The following is a 17,015-nucleotide window of genomic DNA, read 5'->3' as shown; positions in this document are numbered from 1 at the left end:
GCCCTTTTTTCCTTGCATACCTAAAGTTACGATCGATTCCCGGATCGGCAATGATCACGACCGCTTTTTTTCATAACTTGTGCAACAGGCACAATATGGCTACATCACATAAAATACAATCAGCTTTGTTCTTTATTCCTGATATCTCCGGTTACACTAAGTTCATCAACGAAACGGAAATTAACCATAGTACCCATATTATAACAGAACTGCTTGAAATCATCATTTCATCCAACATCCTAAATCTAAAGGTATCTGAAATAGAAGGAGATGCGGTTTTCTTCTACAGATTAGGGGATAGTGCTTCGATTGAAGAGCTTATTAAGCAAACGGAAGTTATGTTCGTCAAGTTTCATCAACATTTGAAGTTGTATGAACACGATAGAATTTGTCAGTGCGGTGCCTGCTCCACTGCGCATCAACTTACCTTAAAGTTTGTATGCCATTTTGGCGAAACCACCATAAGGAATATAGGGAAGCATATAAAACTTTTTGGCCCTGACGTTACTCTCGCTCATCGCTTGCTCAAAAATAATGTTCTGGTGGAGGACTACCTTTTAATTACCTCCAGTCTAAATTTTTCTGAGGGCTGGAAGATTCCAGATTGGATCGAACCAAGAAAAAGTGTGAATAATTATAAGGGAATCGGGACGGTTTCCTATACTTATTTTCCACTTACCCCATTAAAAACTGGGATAGATGTAATGCCGAAACAAAGTAACACAATGAAATTCGATCGGCCAGTATCAAGTTCTATGGTAATGAAGTCCGCTTTAAAGAAGTTACATAGTGTCATTACAAATTTTTCTTTGAGGCCAAAATGGGTATTTGGATTACTATACATCAAAGCACCGACCGAGAATTTAAGCACTATTGGATCAAAGCACCTCTGTATTATGCCAACTACAAAAATGGAATTTACGATAACATCACAAAAGTTGAATGATGGGGAAATTCAATATGTAGAGCAAAGCAATACTATCAAATGGCTTGCTCCGCTGAATATCATCTTTACCATGACAAGGGTTTCAGAAAAAAAGACCAAACTTTCAATCAGTATTAATTATAGGAGAAAAAAGCTTTCGGGTTTATACTTAGATTTTCCACTTCGAATGATGATGTTAATGGTCGCCCGCATATCTCTCTTAAAGCTCAATCATTATATAAATCATATGCCGCCCTAAATTACTATGGACGCTCGTTATTAAGTAGATGTAGGAACCTATGGATTTCCCAATTTGATTATTTATTGACAAACTGTTTTCCTGAGCAGTTCCCATGTATTCATTTGCTGTGAAATACTAATATTAGGTCCCAGTTGGTGGCGAAGTTGTCTTGTCGTTCAAGCATTCAAAAGCCTTGATTAGTCTGGAAAACTGTCTTCAATTGGATTTATTGCCTAATGTTAAAAATAACATTTGTCTGTCAGGATTCTGCCGTCCAGCGTCTACTTTGAATATACCCTAAGTAGGCACAGTAGATGAAGGCACCCATTTTACTTATTCTCATATTTACGTTCAATGGGTTTTCACAAACTTGCTGCTCGGGGGGCGTGCCCTTATCCAATAATCTAGGATTACCCAACGAAGGAAAGGGAGTATTTGTTATGGGTTTGAATTACGACTATAATAATTTGAATACTTTGAATGCGGGTACTGAGAAACTTGACGATGATTCAAGACAACGAATCACGAACTCTATTCTATTGAACTTTGGATATTCATTTACTGATAGATTAGCTGTGGAGACTCTTTTTACTTGGGTAAACCAAACTAGAACGATTACTCAATTTGGGAATGAAAATTTCACGGAGACTTCAGGTATTGGCGATGCCGTTTTATTGGTTAAATACTCGTTGCCCGATGTATTGGGTAAAGGATCCGTATTAAATCTGGGAGTTGGCACTAAAGCCCCTCTCGGAAAATCTGATATCATTACCGACCAAGGCATTCAACTTACTGCAGACCTACAGCCTGGCAGTGGAGCCTGGGACGGTCTGGGGTGGTTATCAGTTTCAAAAGGCTTGGGTTTTCGACCTTCGGCCACTTTGTCAGCCAGTGCCACTTATAGGGGTACCGGTGTAAACAGTTCTTATTTAAATAATACGGCGACCTATGAATTCGGAAATGAAGTGCAGGCGAATTTGGGGTATACCGATCAAATTTTTTTATTCGGTACTATAATTAATCCGGCGCTAATTTTTAAGTATCGTAAGGCGTTTGAAGATAAAATAGATGATGTGGGTATTCCAAATACCGGTGGGGAATGGGTTTTTGTGCGTCCCGAGCTGGGTGCCCAATTATCCCCTCAAATGGGCATTCTTACACGAGTTGAATTGCCCTTGTACAGTAATGTTGTTGGGACACAACTCACTCCAACATTTCGATTTACTGTTGGTATTTATTTAAAGTTGAAAACAAAAAAAGTAAACATTATAAATTTATCACAATGAAAAAGAAAATTTTCACACTGGTTTGTGCCGGTTTACTAATTTCATGTAGTACTTCCAGCACTCAAGAATCTACTCCAATAGAAGGCCAAGATAGTAATCCGCCACCTGTAACATCTGTAGAATGGAGTATCCCGATTTCCGAAGTTTTGGATGGTGGCCCTGGTAAAGACGGTATCCCTGCCCTGATTAATCCGAATTTTTCGCCGGTGCAAAATATAAACTATCTTAGGGATACCGATTTGGTATTGGGAATTAAAAATGGGGACGATGTTCGCGCATATCCCCATCCGATACTAGATTGGCACGAAATTGTAAATGACAATCTGGGGGATATTTCGGTTGCCATTACCTATTGCCCACTTACGGGCACCGGTATTGGATGGAACCGTATCATTAAAGGGAATGAAACCACATTTGGTGTTTCGGGGCTTTTATACAACACTAACCTTATTCCTTATGACAGAGAAACGGACAGTAATTGGTCACAAATATTGAACGAGTCTGTAAATGGGGAATTATTGGGTGAAAAGGCCGATTTAATTAAATTGTTCGAAACGGACTGGCGAACTTGGAAAAGTCTTTTTCCAAACTCTCAAGTTTTAAGCATAAATACAGGATTTTCAAGAACATACGGTATATATCCCTACGGAGATTACAATACCAATAACGACCGCTTTTTGTTTCCAGTCCCAAAAGACGGGCGACTTCCGTCCAAACAAAGGGTACACGCCATCGTTGACGGAACGGATGCCAAGGCCTACAAGTTCTTTGATTTTGAAAATGGTAACTCCATTATTAGGGATACTTTCAAGGGCAAGGAATATATCATCGTTGGTAACCCTAATTTTATTGTGTCCTTTGAAATGATGGGAGAGCTAGCCGCCTTGGATTTTGAATATGTCCATAACGGCTCTGAAGCGCTTTTGCAAGACAATGAGGGCACGGTTTGGAATGTGTTCGGGGAAGCCATTTCAGGTCCACGGCAAGGGCAGTCCCTAGGAGATTCCCCTGCCTTTATGGGCATGTGGTTTTCCATTCCGGCGTTTTATACCACGGAGCTTTACCAAAATTAAGAGGGTATATAGTTTACCAATCCTCTACCATGATGGGGCATTTTGAATGGATAGGACTTAGAACACCCAAACAAACGGGTTGGTGAACATTAGGCTTTGTCCATCAACTGAGTAATGACCTGTACGTTGCTGTGCAATGTTCTGTGCACTGGGCACTTGTTGGCTATTTGCAACAATCGTTCCCGTTGTTTTTGGTCTAAATCACCAAACAATTGTATATCCCTGTGAAAGGTATCGATTTTGGCGGAATCTGTTTCGCAATGTTCGCAATCCACTGCATGGGACTTACCAAAAGAGGTGTGTACGGTAACGTTTTCCAAGGGCCAATTCTTACGTTTGGCATACATCTGAAGCGTCATTACCGTACAGGCCGATAGACCGGATGATACCAATTCATAAGGCGAAGGGCCAAAGTCATTTCCTCCAAAATCTATGGGTTCATCTGAGGTTATATAGTGGTTACCCACTTTCATTTGTGTGGTGAACCTATCCGCAGCATCAAGGCTGGCCACCACTTGATGTTTTGTTTCCAGAAGTTCCTCTTTTTCTTCAAGGGGCAGGTACCGTTTTGCCCAACCCGAAATGACTTCGCCAACGTATTCCGAATCCTTTTTGTTCATGAGCAGATGATCCGCCCCATCTAGTGATACAAAACTTTTAGGGTGCTGGGCGGCCTTGTAAATGGCTTCGGCATTTTGTATGCCCACGATGGTATCTTGGGGCGAGTGCAACAACAGTATAGGTTTTCGAAGCTTACTAGCGGTCTCTGGCAATGATTTTTCGTTTAGGTCCTCCAAGAATTGTTTTTTAATCGTAAAATCCCTTCCGCTTAAATTCACTACCGCCTTACCATTCTGCTCTATTTCCTGTAAACTACTTTTCAATAAGTGCTTTATATGCAATGGGTCGGAAGGTGCCCCAATTGTTGCTAACGCTTTTACGGAAGGGATTTCCCCTGCTGCGAAAATTACCGCCGCACCGCCCAAAGAATGACCTATTAATAATGTTGGAGCAGTATACTCCTCCTTAAGATAATCTGCAGCGGCAACTAAATCATCCACATTGCCCGAAAAATTGGTATCGGCAAAATCACCTTCACTTTCGCCCAATCCCGTGAAGTCAAAACGAAGAACCCCAAAACCGCTTGAAGTGAGTGCTCTACTGATATTCTTAACGGCTATTAAGTTTTTGTTGCATGTAAAACAATGCGCGAAAATGACGAAATTATGTGGATGACGGTCTATCGGAAGCTCCAACCGACCCTTTAAAAGTTGTCCTTTTCTATTCTTAAATGTTACTTTTTGTGAATTCATTTCAGTAAGGTTTAAAATATGAAAATAGGTATCCCCGTGTTCTTTACAACGCTATTTTACGTTTATAATGCTCATACAATTGTTCTGGACCTGCACCAAACCTTTTTTTCCAATAAATCTGAAGGTATATCCATTGAAGTTGCCAAACCCCGATTTTGTCATACATTCTTGAAGACGTGACCAAACGCTTTCTGATGACCTTGAACTTGGTAGCCTTGTAGAGCTGTTTAATAAGTACGTTGTCTTCAAAGATGATAAATTCTTCATTAAATCCGCCTAGCTTCCAAAAAAGATTCTTGTTTACGTATAGGGATTGGTCTCCTCCTCTAAAGCTTATATGGTTTATGGCAGTAAGCCTTCCCATAAGCCTCAACCACCAATGGCTTGCATCAAATTTTAGCATAAAGCAACCAGCTTGTGAACTTCTTTTTTGGGTGGCTTCAATGATCATCTTGTCAAAGTAGGGCGGAGGCAAACTATCGGCATGCAGAAAATAAAGAATCTTGCCCTTGGCTATCCTTGCTCCCGCATTCATTTGTTTAGCCCTCCCTTTTTTGGAGGTCATTACTTCGATGTTATTTTCCTTAAGCAAAAGGGCACGTGTGCCATCTGTACTGCCACCATCAACAACAATAATCTCTTTTACGTGCCCTACGGAATTTTGTCTTAAATACTGAAGCAGGTGGATTATATGCGCCGCTTCATTGTAAACGGGAATAATGATACTGATCATGTCTTTTACCAACTACCGTTCAAGCTCCAATCATACTCCTTATAGTGTATTTGGGCCTTGGGCGCTATTTTGACATCTGCATATTGATTGATATAGGTGATAAGGTCACCATCCATAAAATCCCCCTTATACCATTTAAATATTTTGGACAGTTCTAAATTATCGTTAGAAATAGAATTGTTTTCGGAATTAATAAACGCTCGGGTTACTGTATTCAACTGATCATCCAATTTATCGCCGATGAATGCCTCGTTCAAAAGTTTAGGGCACGAACCCGAAGCACAATTGATTGCAAAATGTATCCTCGGCTCGTTCATCTTTCTCAGGATACTGTGCTCCAGTGCTCCTAGAGAGAGCTCTTTTTCTCCAATTTGAACAAAATCCTTGGTCCAAGCACCATTGATGTCCTTAATACTCTTTACCGGATAATTCTCCAATATTAGATGCACTGTATGGGCATTATACAAATTGATATAATAGGCCAGTTGCTCCTGTACGGGCCATTTATCGGTGGGTACCTGATTGGACAAGGCGTTCAGGTAATTCTCTAATTTCCCTTTCTCCTTAAAAAATCCCTTATAGTCAACAAGACCATTGTCTTCAACATAGTTGTGCAATAAGGTCGACCACTCGGAATGATCTATCTTGATACCAGAACTGTTTGGACTTAATTTCAAATCTCCCCTTACCTCTTTGGCCGCAAGACCTTTGCCGTTAAGACCTGCCATTGAAAGCAAACCGTAGCGGTCGTTTGTGTAAATAATGGTAGAAATGAACAGAATGATACCCGTTGAAAGAGCTATTTTTTTCATTTTATTGAATTTTGTTTTTTTCATCAAAACGAATAGACGTGCAAAAGCTGAAACCTGACAATGAATATTTGTAATCGGCCTTTCAATTTTGTAAAATCGATGAATTTTCCATTAATCAAAAAGTAATATAAATCTAGGATGTTGTGATAAGAATAGTTTTGTAGTTCATTATCATTTTAGTCCAATCATAGTTATCCTTCTTCACATTATTTTGGGTTGTAATATTGATCCAGGGTAAACGTTAATTTCTTCCTAATTATAGTTAAAAGTTGTCATGTATGGTTTGAGCAACGTCAACTATAGTGAACTTAAAAATCAGATTATGTCCAATGAAACATTTCATATCGGTTTGGAACCGGTAACCTTGAGTAATGCCGATGAGCAACAAAATCAAATTTTAGAAAAAGCAAAAAAGGCCAACGGCATGATTCCCAACATGTATAAGAATATGGTGAATTTGCCAGGATTGCAAGACACCTATGATACCGGCTATGCCCACTTCAGGCAAAGTAGCGGATTTACCCCTGCGGAACAGGAAGTTGTTTTTCTTACATCAAGTATAGAAAACGGTTGTGGATATTGTACAGCGGCCCATAGCTATTTGGCAGATGAGGTATCAAAAACACCGGTAGAAGTAACAAATGCCATTCGCGAGGGCAAGCAAATTCCCAATACCAAATTAAGGGCACTTTCAGAATTTACGAAGGTAATGCATGAAACGCGAGGAAACCCTTCACCGCAACAGGCACAGGTATTTTTAGACGCTGGATATACCGAGAAAAATATTTTGGCCATTATTCTTGCCATGGCGGTCAAGACCATCAGTAATTATTCCAATCATATTTTTCACACGGAAATCGACGAAGCTTTCAGCGGAAGAAAATTGGAAAATGTTTAGTGTTCATTTGTTGTTTGAGGGAGGTGTCGCCACTTCCCTCTTTTTAGTACTATAATCTTAATTCCTTAATAAAGATATTTTCAATTTATCGAATGGGGTATTTGGCGCCTATCTTAGGCTTTATTTTCATTTTTTTATTGGGTCAAAAAATGACCGCACAAGACCTTAAGGGGTTTGCTATGGAAAATTCTGTCACACCCTTGGGAGATATCAAGGACGGTGGACCTCCCAAAGACGGCATACCCGCTATAGACCATCCAAAATTCGTGGCGGGATCAAAAACACGGTTAAAAAATAACAGTAGGATATTGGGGGTCTTTCACAATGATATATAGCTAAGGCTTACCCAATATCCATCTTAAATTATCATGAAATAGTCAACGACTCTTTCGGTAATGATCCTGTGGTAATTACCTATTGCCCGTTGTGTGGAAGCGGTATTGCTTTTGATTCCAAAATAAAGGGGAAGGCCAAAACTTTTGGTGTATCCGGACTTTTATATAATAGCGATGTTCTTTTATACGACAGGCAGACCGAATCGCTTTGGTCGCAATTGATGTTGAAAAGTATTTCGGGGCCAATGGTCGGGGAAGTATTGTCTATGTTGCATACCGAAAATACCACATTGGAAAAATGGAACGAAAAACACCCAAATACCTTGGTCCTCTCCCATGATACCGGCTATAACCGAGATTATGATAAAAACCCTTATCCGAACTATGAAAGTTCTACTTCGGTTTTTTTCCCAGTAAGCGACCAGAATCCGCTTTTTCATCCCAAGGAATATATTTTGGGCATTGAAATTAATGGGAAATTCAAGGCGTATCCATTTTCCGAACTCGAAAAATCAAAGAGTGGTGTTGTCCATGAGACATTTCAAGGACAATCCCTAGAAATTGTATATGATGCCAAGCACAAAAGTGTCGAAATTTTTGATGGTTCCGGAAAGCCAGTTCCGTCAATTACCAATTACTGGTTTGCCTGGTATGCCTTTCATCCAGCTACTGCAGTATATCAAGGATTACCAAAGAAAAAGTAAAATCTTTTTAAGCAATTGTCAGGATTTTATTTAGTGCCGTCTGTATATAAGCATACTCATTTACCGTATACATCTAAATAATTGGAATTTAAATATGATTTAAGTTTTAGTGTTTGTTGATTGGTGAAAAGACCTAGAAGTTTGGGATATCGATAAAAGTTCCCTCCTTAGATTTTGATATCCCACTTTTAGGCACAACCAATATTGGTGAATTTTAAGGTTCCAACAAAAGCTTCCTGTCCTCCCCATTCGGACTACTTCATTAACATTTGTGGCTTTGTCAACATAATAATAGTCTATTTTTTAGCCTTATAGCATTTTGGCTTAAAGGAATTTCTTCATTTTAGACCAAGGTCAGGTATCGTATTCTAAACACATGGATTATAAATAAATTTTAACATAGTTGTCAGGATGTTAAAAGGTGTCGTCTGTTTCTACGAACAATAATAACAATCTAAATAAAAAAAGAAATGGACAACAAACTAATTAAATCTTTCATTGCTGGTATCATCGGAACCACCGTAATGTCATTTATCATGTATGTAGCCCCAATGATGGGCATTCCAAAAATGAATCCACCCGCAATGCTAGCAGGGATGATGGGTATGCCCATTACCGTGGGTTGGCTTATGCACTTTGTGATAGGGATTATTTTTGCAGCGTTCTACGTATTCCTCTTTGCACCAAAAATTAAGATTAAAAGTAAACTCTTAAAGGGAGCCGCTTTTGGTTTCATTGTCTTCCTTTTTGCCCAGATCGCTATGGCCATGATGGGTGCCTTAATAGGTGGTATTCCTGAACCAGAGGGCGCTATGATAGGTGTCGTTTTAGGAGGTATATTAGGGCATGTAGTTTTTGGGATTTTTGTTGCCCTGTCCGTTAAAAGTTAGTCTAGAACTTGGAGGCGCCTATATAGACTGATTTGCTGCCTTTCACCCATTATGTTTCCTCAAATATCCTTTTCACCCAATAGCATTTAAAATTGGAAATGTATTCATGTTCCAATTCATGTTCCAATTCATATTCTGAAATAGTACAGAACAAAAATACGCAACATGGACCCCACTAAAACAAAACATTTAATCTTCGGATTAGGTCTTCTTTTCTCCGCTGCAATAATGTATAGTCAAGAAATTAAGAAATCCATTTTCATAACTGGAAATTTAGGGGGGGCTAACGACCAGTATATTCTTGACCTGATCGTAAAAGATGCAGAAAAAAGTAAAGACCCTACACTTCTAATTCTGGGGAATTCCATTCCGAAAAAGAGTCTTGAAGTGACTTCGGTCAAAAATTCAATTCGAAAACAACTAGAGATTATTTCTAAATTCAAGGACAATGCAATATACACCTCGGGTAATAATGAATGGGCAACTACTGGTCAAAAAGGGGTTCGTGATTTGGAGAAGTTTATTGAAAAAAATAGCAAGGCTAAGTTTTATCCAGGTAATGGTAATTCTATTTCAAAAAAGGATTTAACCGATAACGTAGTGCTAATTACTGTCGACTCACAATGGTATCTGGAAAATTGGAACGAGAACACCTATATCAACGAGGACAGCGAAATTAAGAGCAGGAGCCAATTCTTTTTGGAATTTGACAATTTTTTAAACAAAGAGGAGGATAAAATTAAAATAGTAGCCATTCATCATCCAATGAATAGCTTAAGTAGGCAAGGACTGATTGCCAATACAGGGGGATTTTCAAGCCAGGATTTTCAAAACCAACAATACAGAAGTTTGCGCAAACGACTCATGACCGTGGCGCGGCAAGCTGAAAATGTCATTTTCGTGTCGGGCCATGATAAGAATCTTCAGTATTTAAACCAGTATGGGATTCCACAAATAATTAGCGGTGCGACAAGCAGAAACCATAATGTAAAAAATGGTGTTATGGGAGAATTCACCCTAGCAGAGAACGGATATGCTAAACTGGAGATCTATGAGGACGGAAAGGTTTTAGCGCATTTTTATAAAGCTCGAGGTAATGGTTCCACACTTGTTTTTTCAACCACGGTTTTAACACCGAAAAAGGAGAAAGTCAATTTTGATTTTTTACCTAAAAATAAATTTAAATCTACTCTAAACGCAGCTATCTATACCAGAGAAGAAACTAAAAAAGGAGGTTTCTATAAAAGTATATGGGGCGATCATTATCGAAAGTTTTATAGCACAGATATAGCAGCCCCAGTAGTTTTTTTGGATACCCTTTTAGGAGGTTTAAAACCCTTGAAAAGAGGTGGTGGCCAACAATCAAAATCTTTGCGTTTGGCAGATAGAAACGGGAAAGAATATGTAATGCGTGCCTTGCGAAAGAGCACCATTCAATTTTTACAGGCCAATGCTTTTCAAGATACCTATATCGGCAATGCTTTGGATGGTTCTGTGATTGACAAAACTTTGTTGGATTTTTATACCACGGCCAACCCGTATACTCCTTTTACCATTGGAGCGTTATCAAATGCCGTTGATATCTACCATACCAACCCCTCATTATTTTATGTTCCCAAGCAGGAAGAACTTGGAGAATACAATGACGAATTTGGCGATGAACTCTATATGATAGAAGAACATGTTGGCGACACACAGACCAGTTTGGAAAGTTTTGGAAGTCCAAAAAAAATATTGAGTACAGCAGATGTCCTGGAAGAAATACTAAAAAATGGAAAATCGGTTGTAGATGAACCTTCTTATATAAGAGCACGGTTGTTCGATATGCTCATTGGTGATTGGGACCGGCATGAAGATCAATGGCGATGGGCACTATTTGAAAATGAGGATGGGACGGAATATTGCAAACCAATACCTAGAGATCGTGACCAGGCTTTTTCCAAATATGATGGTGCTTTGGTTGCTTTATTGACTAGGGCCATACCCGGACTAAGAAAGATGCAATCCTTTGATGATGAACTAAGAAGCCCTAAATGGTTCGCTTCATCTCCCTATCACTTGGATATCAATTTTATAAAAAGCTCGGATTGGAGCGAATGGAAAAAACAAGCAACATACCTACAAGAGCATTTAACCGATATTGATATTGAACACGCCTTTGAGGCAATCCCTAATGAATTGCAAGGAGAAACCATTGAGGATATAAAAGAAAAACTTAGGGGCAGACGCTCAAATATTACTGCTATCGCTAAAACGTATTTTGACTACCTAAACAAGTTCGAAGTACTGGTGGGCACCCAAAAAGATGACAATTTTAAAATTACCAGACAAGATAATGGGGAAACCACTGTCACGATACATCGTAAAGATTTAGGTATTTTCAGTAGAACATTTACCCATTCGGTTACCAAAGAAATATGGGTGTACGGCCTCGATGGTCAAGATACCTTTACCGTAGATGGTCATGGTAATGATTTAATAAAAATAAAACTCCTGGGAGGGAGTAAAAATGACACCTATGACTTTAAGAATACCAAAAGTGTAAAGCTATACGATTTCAAAAGCAAGCCAAATACGATTCTGAACAAAAGCTCAAAGAAATGGTTGGTAGATGATTATGATATCAATAACTATGACCATAAAAAAGTAAAACATAGCGCCAATCAAATATTACCTATAATAGCCTTTAACCCAGATGATGGGGTACGCCTAGGTGCTGTGGATCATTATACCTTCTATGGCATACAATCCAATCCATTCACCCAAAAACATACTTTTAGCGCATCCTATTATACGGCCACTTCTGGATATGATCTTTCCTATCAGGGGGAATTTTCCAATATTTTCCACAATTGGAACTTTGGACTTGACGGGGTTTATAGAAGTCCAAATTTTGCTAGAAACTTTTTTGGCTTTGGAAATGAAACGGACTACGACAAAGATGCCGTCGATTTGGACTTTAACCGAATTCGAATTAAGAAATGGAATTTAGGGTTGTCATTGATACGAAGAGGAAGATATGGAGGTTCGTTACGGTTCAGGCCATTTATAGAATCATTTGAGGTGGAAAACACCCCAAACCGATTCATAAACAGCTTGTCGGATACCAATAACATTTTTGATAGGCAAACCTACGGAGGTGCTGAAATTACATATGAATTTATAAACAAGGATAATAATGCTTTCCCAACTTTAGGGCTAGATCTGGGTATCAAAGTTGGCTACAAAACGAATATCGATGGGGGTGATAGTAATAACAGCTTCGCCTATGTAAACCCTCATTTGGCCATTGACCACAAGCTTACCAAAAGAGGGGCTTTGGTACTCGCAACAAAACTTGGAGGCGACTTGATCCTTGGTGACAATTTTGAGTTTTACCATGCCGCGGAATTGGGAGGCATCAGTAGCTTGAGAGGATTTAGAAATGAACGTTTTACAGGCAAATACTCATTTTACCAAAACACCGATCTAAGATTGGCATTGGGGCGGATCAAGACCAGTATTATTCCAATGCGTTTTGGCATAACAGCAAGTTTTGACTATGGCCGTGTATGGTTAGAAAGTGATACCTCTGATAAATGGCATAATAGCACGGGGGGGTCTCTTTGGATAAGTGGATTAGGTTTTATTACCGCCAATGTGGGTTATTTTGATAGTATCGACGGTGGCCGGGTTGTCTTTGCACTTGGGTTCAGTTTTTAGCACAAGGATTATAACCCTACATTGCCACCCATGTATAACAGAATAAACAAAACGAAACAATGAAACAACCAATTTTAATTGAACGGATAAGTAATTTGGAAAATAAGAAACCGGCTCATGCCCTAGTGAACGGATTGGACCTGGTGATAATTAAATATGAGGATGACATCTCTGTTCTATATGGTAGATGTCATCATCGCGGGGCGTTAATGGCAGATGGTCATATGGAGGGGCACAATCTAATTTGTGGAGTCCATGGTTGGGATTATCGCTATGATACCGGGGTTTCCGAATACAATAATAGTGAAGTGCTATATAAATTCAATACAAAAATAGAAGGTGATAAATTATATGTTGACGAATTTGAAATCAACGAATATCTAGAAAAAAGTCCGCAACCCTTTAATCGTGAAAAATATTTAGGCGCTTATGCGGATACACATCCTGAAGATACGGAACCATATACGGGCTATATAAAGGAATTGGCTAAAAATGGCCTGAAAAACTTAGGGCATCATGGGCCATCAGCATCCATGGGTGTAGATAGAAACACCCTCCCAAAGTGGAGCGACATACAATTCTTACCCGCCCAGCTGGCCAAAAGACCTTTGTTGGATAAGGAAGAAGTGACCACCGAAGTTATTATTGGACCAAAGGCGAAAAAGCCACTAACCATCGCAATTCCATTATTTGTAAGTGATATGAGCTTCGGGGCACTTTCCCGGGAAGCAAAAATAGCACTCTCTAAAGGGGCAGAATTGGCGGGTATTGGAATTTGTTCGGGAGAAGGTGGAATGTTGTCTCAAGAAAATGAGAATAACAATCGATATTTTTATGAACTTGCCTCTGCTCAATTTGGTTTTTCTTGGGATAAATTGGATAAGGTGCAAGCTTTCCATTTTAAAGGTGGCCAAGGAGCCAAGACAGGTACTGGGGGGCACTTACCGGGCAATAAGGTAAGCAAGGAGATCGCAGAGGTCAGAGGTCTCAAAGAAGGTGAAACGGCCATTTCCCCAGCTACATTTCCTAATTTTCATGGAGTTGCCGACTTCAAGGATTTTGCACAAAAAGTAAGACTACGCACTGGCGGTATCCCCATCGGGTTCAAAATCGCTGCGAGCCATATAGAAAAAGACATTCAGTTCGCTCTGGATGTTGGAGTCGATTATATAATTCTTGATGGCCGCGGCGGGGGTACAGGTTCGGCACCCACTATTCTGCGCGACAACATAAACGTTCCTACCATTCCGGCCTTGGCAAGGGCAAGAATGTATTTGGATAAAGTGGGCGCTACTGATGTGACCCTGATAATTACGGGCGGATTGCGTATTGCAGAGGATTTTGCCAAAGCCCTAATGTTGGGGGCCGACGCCATTGCCGTTTCCAATTCCGCACTACAGGCAATAGGTTGTTTGGGCATGCGTGCCTGTGGAAGCAATAATTGCCCTGTCGGAATAGCGACTCAAAAAGAATCCTTAAGAAGCAGGTTAATCATCGATTCCTCTGCCAAACAATTGTACAACTATTTTAATGCCACCAATAACTTGATCAAGGTAATTTCACGCGCCTGTGGTTATGATCATATTAATAGATTCAATAAAGATGACCTATCCACCTTTAATGCAGATACGCACAAATTAACCGGGATAAACTATGCCGGAGTTCTATAAGCTTGATTTTAACAATTCTATTTTGAAACAAATGAATACCGTATTAAGGAACCAAGTACACTCGGCATCACAATACCTTGCCGCAGCAGGAATAAGTTTTTTAGAAAAAAAAGAAGACGATAGCCATACCAATCTACAATTCAAGGTAGATAATGCAACGTTATATACAAGGCCTTTAAATGAGGTAGGAGACACCTTGTCGTTTAATTACAATGATTTTTCACTTGTATGGAATGGCAATGAAAAACATAAAGTATTTCGCTTGGATGGAAAATCACATGAACAAGTATTGAAGTGGATTCAAGCAACCACTTCAGAGGCTAATTTAAAATTGCCATATCGATATCAGTTACACTATGAACTACCCTATGAAATAACAGATGCATTTACGTTTAGATTATCAGATCTATCAACGCTAATGGAATTAAAGCGCATTAGGACATTGGCCCAGAAAGTTTTGGAAGTTTTTGTTAAGGAACAACAACTAAGATCAGAGGTTAGGGTGTGGCCGCATCATTTTGACACCGGGGCTTTTGCCCCGTTGAAGAATAAAACAGATGTATCAATAAGTTTAGGAATGGCTATTCCTGATACGATCTGCGACGACCATTACTTCTATATTGCCGGATACAAAGAGGGAAATGCTTTGGTAACGACCCATCTACCAGCCCTTAGCATCGGCAAATGGATGAATGACGGTTTCAAAGGTGCCATATTGCCCGTTGGGGTAGGTAATAGTTCAAAGGTACTTAGTTTTTATAAAGAAGCTTTATCGCACATTTCGAATGTCTGAAATTGATATTACAATACATCTTCGTGAGTTATAAATTAAAGCAACTCAATCTAGACTATTTGACCTTGTTCATCGTGGACACTAGGTTTCATATCAATTAAAAGTTACCAATATGACATTACCTCAAAGGTTGATATTTTTATTTGTTTTTTTACTATTTACAAGTATCAGCTCAAGTCAATTATCTGACCTTGCCAAAATAGATTACACCCGACTGCCCAAGGGAAATTCAGATGTAGGTTATGATAGGTTTAGAGGATTGTTCAACTATCCGTTTAAGGTAAATGAGGGTAGTTTTTTCTTGGTTGGACTAGACTATAGCAAAATAGAATTGTCATTTGACAGCGGTATTGACGCTTTTGACATTGATGCCATTGAGGACTTTCAGTTATTGGACCTAAACATTGGATACACCTTTAAAATGAATGGAAATTGGCGTTTTGGTGCTCGGTTTACGCCAGGCTTCAGCTCCAATCTGGTTAAGAAACTTTCATTTGAGGATGCGGTTTTTTCAGGAGACATCGTTTTTATTAAGGATATGCGACATGAAGCGAATATTGAAAAACCATATCAGTTAATTTTAGGGGTTTCCTATTCAGGAAATAGGGGAATTCCATTTCCCCTACCGTTTATCAGCTATTATAGAAAATTCCACCCCAATTGGTCATATAAATTAGGTATCCCTAAATCAAACCTACAGTACCACCTCTCAGAAAAATCAAGATTTAAGTTAGTTGCAGAACTTGATGGTTTCACTTCCAATATTCAAGATGGTTTGCTTGTGAATGGGGATAAAATTGCAGACAAGGTAAACATGTCAATAATCATCGGTGGCATACGTTATGAATACAAATTCACTGACCATCTCGAACTTTACTTTAATGTTTCCAATATTTTGAGTAGTAGTGCTACCCTAAAGGATAGAAAGAATAATTCCATAATCTCTGTAAATAAAAATAATACCTATTATTTTAGAACAGGTATTCGATTCAAGATTTAACACTATATACTATGGACGAAAAGAAAATAAAAAAGGCAAAAGATGCCTACCTAAGGGAAGAATTGAATATTGACAAGGAAAAGCTTAAAGAGCTAAAAAAGAAATTGGCCAAGGTGGAACCTCGATCAGAAAGGGGAGCCGAAACATTGTTTCGTTTAGTGTCCAAAAATCATTATACGCTCAATACTATGATTGACCGGAAATCCCATATTCTTATTACCATAAATGCCTTGATTCTTTCAATAGTCATTGGCACCGTATTAAATCAGTTGGAAAAGGACCCCCATCTTATTTTTCCTGCAATAATGATTCTTATTACCAATTTGATATCAATCACTTATGCAATATTTGCCACTAGACCTGAACCTAAGCACGGTAGTCGTCAAACTAGTAATTTGTTGTATTTTGGCAATTTTAATGATTTGAACGAAAGCGACTATACCGATAAACTGACAAATCTAATGTATCAAGGTGATGAACTTTATAAAACCATTGCTTTGGACACCTATTACCTTGGTAAATCAATAGGAATAAAACATGCCTACGGGTGTGTAATTTAAACTCTGTCCGGTTCACTTTTCATCCATTTCAAAACTTGTCGGATCTTTTATCCGACGGGTTTTGGAATGCGCCCCCGCGG

At 39.1% G+C, this 17,015-nt stretch carries 15 protein-coding genes; 12 read left to right on the top strand and 3 right to left on the bottom strand.

From position 1 onward, the window contains the following. Window positions 1-95 precede the first annotated feature (95 nt). The 3 genes from BLT07_RS20020 (at window position 96) to BLT07_RS20010 (ending at window position 3,525) form a co-directional block, all read left to right on the top strand. On the top strand, window positions 96-1,184 hold the full coding sequence (locus BLT07_RS20020; protein ID WP_175455394.1) for a DUF2652 domain-containing protein: 1,089 nt from the start codon (window positions 96-98) through the stop codon (window positions 1,182-1,184). Window positions 1,185-1,480: 296 nt separating this feature from the next. Continuing rightward, window positions 1,481-2,452: a hypothetical protein gene (locus BLT07_RS20015; protein WP_091874273.1), complete on the top strand. Its 972-nt coding sequence runs from the start codon at window positions 1,481-1,483 to the stop codon at window positions 2,450-2,452. Continuing rightward, complete coding sequence (locus BLT07_RS20010; protein ID WP_091874271.1) at window positions 2,449-3,525, top strand: DUF3179 domain-containing protein; 1,077 nt, start codon at window positions 2,449-2,451, stop codon at window positions 3,523-3,525. The genes BLT07_RS20015 and BLT07_RS20010 overlap by 4 nt, the downstream gene beginning before the upstream one ends. Window positions 3,526-3,614: 89 nt before the next feature. Here BLT07_RS20010 and BLT07_RS20005 read toward each other — a convergent pair whose 3' ends face one another. The 3 genes from BLT07_RS20005 to BLT07_RS19995 are packed head-to-tail and all read right to left on the bottom strand — an operon-like array spanning window position 3,615 to window position 6,383. Then, window positions 3,615-4,838: a bifunctional alpha/beta hydrolase/OsmC family protein gene (locus BLT07_RS20005; RefSeq protein WP_091874268.1), complete on the bottom strand. Its 1,224-nt coding sequence runs from the start codon at window positions 4,836-4,838 to the stop codon at window positions 3,615-3,617. Between the two features lie 43 nt (window positions 4,839-4,881). Then, the gene (locus BLT07_RS20000) at window positions 4,882-5,571 is read right to left on the bottom strand and encodes a TIGR04283 family arsenosugar biosynthesis glycosyltransferase (RefSeq protein ID WP_091874266.1); all 690 of its coding nucleotides are present in this window, start codon (window positions 5,569-5,571) and stop codon (window positions 4,882-4,884) included. A gap of 5 nt (window positions 5,572-5,576) precedes the next feature. Next, window positions 5,577-6,383 (bottom strand): DUF547 domain-containing protein, encoded by an 807-nt coding sequence (locus tag BLT07_RS19995; RefSeq protein ID WP_091874264.1) that lies wholly within the window; start codon window positions 6,381-6,383, stop codon window positions 5,577-5,579. Between the two features lie 322 nt (window positions 6,384-6,705). Here BLT07_RS19995 and BLT07_RS19990 point away from each other — a divergent pair, with 322 nt between their 5' ends. From BLT07_RS19990 to BLT07_RS19950, 9 genes are all read left to right on the top strand, one after another. Next, window positions 6,706-7,281 carry a carboxymuconolactone decarboxylase family protein gene (locus BLT07_RS19990; protein WP_091874278.1) on the top strand — a complete coding sequence of 192 codons (576 nt, stop codon included), beginning with the start codon at window positions 6,706-6,708 and terminating at the stop codon, window positions 7,279-7,281. 149 nt (window positions 7,282-7,430) lie between these two features. Next, window positions 7,431-7,616: a hypothetical protein gene (locus tag BLT07_RS19985; protein ID WP_139205181.1), complete on the top strand. Its 186-nt coding sequence runs from the start codon at window positions 7,431-7,433 to the stop codon at window positions 7,614-7,616. Further along, window positions 7,613-8,320, top strand: coding sequence for a DUF3179 domain-containing protein (locus BLT07_RS19980; protein ID WP_091874259.1), 708 nt, complete (start codon window positions 7,613-7,615; stop codon window positions 8,318-8,320). The genes BLT07_RS19985 and BLT07_RS19980 overlap by 4 nt, the downstream gene beginning before the upstream one ends. A 470-nt stretch (window positions 8,321-8,790) precedes the next feature. Then, complete coding sequence (locus BLT07_RS19975; protein ID WP_091874257.1) at window positions 8,791-9,210, top strand: DUF6789 family protein; 420 nt, start codon at window positions 8,791-8,793, stop codon at window positions 9,208-9,210. Between the two features lie 165 nt (window positions 9,211-9,375). Beyond that, window positions 9,376-12,912 (top strand): bifunctional metallophosphoesterase/BamA family protein, encoded by a 3,537-nt coding sequence (locus BLT07_RS19970; protein ID WP_091874254.1) that lies wholly within the window; start codon window positions 9,376-9,378, stop codon window positions 12,910-12,912. Between the two features lie 59 nt (window positions 12,913-12,971). Further along, window positions 12,972-14,582, top strand: coding sequence for a glutamate synthase-related protein (locus BLT07_RS19965; RefSeq protein ID WP_091874253.1), 1,611 nt, complete (start codon window positions 12,972-12,974; stop codon window positions 14,580-14,582). Continuing rightward, entirely contained in the window at window positions 14,566-15,375 is an 810-nt protein-coding gene (locus BLT07_RS19960; protein ID WP_091874251.1) for a hypothetical protein, read from the top strand. The genes BLT07_RS19965 and BLT07_RS19960 overlap by 17 nt, the downstream gene beginning before the upstream one ends. 112 nt (window positions 15,376-15,487) lie before the next feature. Then, on the top strand, window positions 15,488-16,375 hold the full coding sequence (locus BLT07_RS19955; RefSeq protein ID WP_091874249.1) for a DUF6268 family outer membrane beta-barrel protein: 888 nt from the start codon (window positions 15,488-15,490) through the stop codon (window positions 16,373-16,375). Between the two features lie 11 nt (window positions 16,376-16,386). Further along, complete coding sequence (locus tag BLT07_RS19950) at window positions 16,387-16,935, top strand: Pycsar system effector family protein (protein ID WP_091874247.1); 549 nt, start codon at window positions 16,387-16,389, stop codon at window positions 16,933-16,935. The last annotated feature ends 80 nt before the right edge of the window (window positions 16,936-17,015 follow it).

The sequence above is a fragment of the Pricia antarctica genome, assembly GCF_900101815.1.
GTDB classification, from domain to species: Bacteria; Bacteroidota; Bacteroidia; order Flavobacteriales; family Flavobacteriaceae; genus Pricia; species Pricia antarctica.
The sequence above is the reverse complement of the archived record's forward strand: the minus strand, read 5'-3'. Positions and strand labels throughout refer to the sequence as shown.